Source organism: Pseudanabaena sp. 'Roaring Creek' (assembly GCF_001402795.1).
GTDB lineage: Bacteria > Cyanobacteriota > Cyanobacteriia > Pseudanabaenales > Pseudanabaenaceae > Pseudanabaena.
Genome location: NZ_LIRE01000091.1, coordinates 1 through 1,414, shown reverse-complemented (window position 1 = coordinate 1,414; position 1,414 = coordinate 1). Strand labels below are relative to the sequence as shown.

Sequence of the window (1,414 nt, the reverse complement as noted above, 5' to 3'; positions counted from 1 at the left end):
GCGTGCGCCGCAGGTTTTAGGGTTTTATATTTAATTAAGCCCACTTACTTAGCTAGAACAGTGTAAAGAAGGCGTACCGCCCCCTTTGTCTCCCTAGCTTATATCAATTAGCCCTAGCCATGCTAACAATCCCTTCCCAGTAACAAGTTCGATCGCTACAGCAATAATGAATCCGACCATTGCCGCACGACCGTTTAAGCGCTCTGCATAGGTGTTAAATCCCATTTTGGGATCGGTAGCCTGTGGTACTTGAGTTGGTTCAGTCACGATCGAAAATCCTCATTTTGTCTAAAGCTTCACCCAATTTTATCGCAATCCCCCGCACAAAGCCCGTTATAAAACCGAAATAACCCTCTATACGTCTCTTGCTTGGATAAACTCATATTCTGAAACTTTAAGTTTTGTTTTCGGATTGTAACGACCAATTTCTTGTAAACTTAGTTAAATAAATATGTAAAACAATAAAATTTTACTGAATTGCAGCTAGCAACATAGTGGAGTGTAAACTGGCTTGGAAAACCATAAGGAAAAAATTCTAGTTGTGGACGACGAAGCAAGTATTCGTCGGATTCTGGAGACACGTCTTTCAATGATCGGTTACGAGGTCGTCACCGCCGCAGATGGCGAAGAAGCGATCCAAGTTTTTCATACAGAAAATCCTGACTTGGTAGTTCTCGATGTCATGATGCCCAAACTCGACGGCTACGGGGTATGTCAAGAGCTACGAAAAGAATCTGATATTCCGATTATCATGCTGACAGCTTTAGGTGATGTTGCCGATCGCATTACTGGACTTGAATTAGGTGCGGATGACTACGTTGTAAAGCCCTTTTCGCCCAAAGAATTAGAAGCAAGGATTCGTTCGGTATTGCGACGATTTGATCGCAATGGCACATCGGGTATCCCCAGTTCTGGTGTGATTCATATTAATACGATCAAGATCGATACTAACAAGCGTCAAGTCTATAAGTCTGACGAGCGTATTCGTTTGACAGGTATGGAGTTCAGTTTGTTGGAATTATTGGTCGGGCGATCGGGCGAGGCTTTTTCAAGAGCCGAAATTTTACAAGAGGTTTGGGGATATACCCCCGAGCGTCATGTCGATACGCGCGTCGTTGACGTACATATTTCTCGTCTGCGGGCAAAGCTTGAAGAAGATCCTAGCAATCCTGAGTTAATCCTAACGGCAAGGGGGACAGGCTATCTATTCCAACGTATCATTGATGGTTCAGAATCAAAACAAGCCTAAAAAAATGACCTCCCGTGGAGGTCATTTTTTGGGCTTGTTGTTTGATCTTTATAGCTATCGCCAAATGTACTAGGACATAAACCCCAAGAATTGACTGGTGGCGCGAAGCGCCGCCAGTCAATTCTTGGGGTTTGATTTGTCCTAATTCAAGTGACTGTAGCTATA

At 43.6% G+C, this 1,414-nt stretch carries 2 protein-coding genes; one reads left to right on the top strand and one right to left on the bottom strand.

Features of this window, described 5'->3' with window-relative positions; translation table 11 throughout:
• Positions 1-93: 93 nt before the first annotated feature.
• On the bottom strand, positions 94-267 hold the full coding sequence (locus AC805_RS26035; protein ID WP_190315982.1) for a hypothetical protein: 174 nt from the start codon (positions 265-267) through the stop codon (positions 94-96).
• A 244-nt stretch (positions 268-511) separates the two neighbouring features.
• Here AC805_RS26035 and rpaB point away from each other — a divergent pair, with 244 nt between their 5' ends.
• Positions 512-1,249: a response regulator transcription factor RpaB gene (gene rpaB, locus AC805_RS03025; RefSeq protein WP_009627375.1), complete on the top strand. Its 738-nt coding sequence runs from the start codon at positions 512-514 to the stop codon at positions 1,247-1,249.
• The last annotated feature ends 165 nt before the right edge of the window (positions 1,250-1,414 follow it).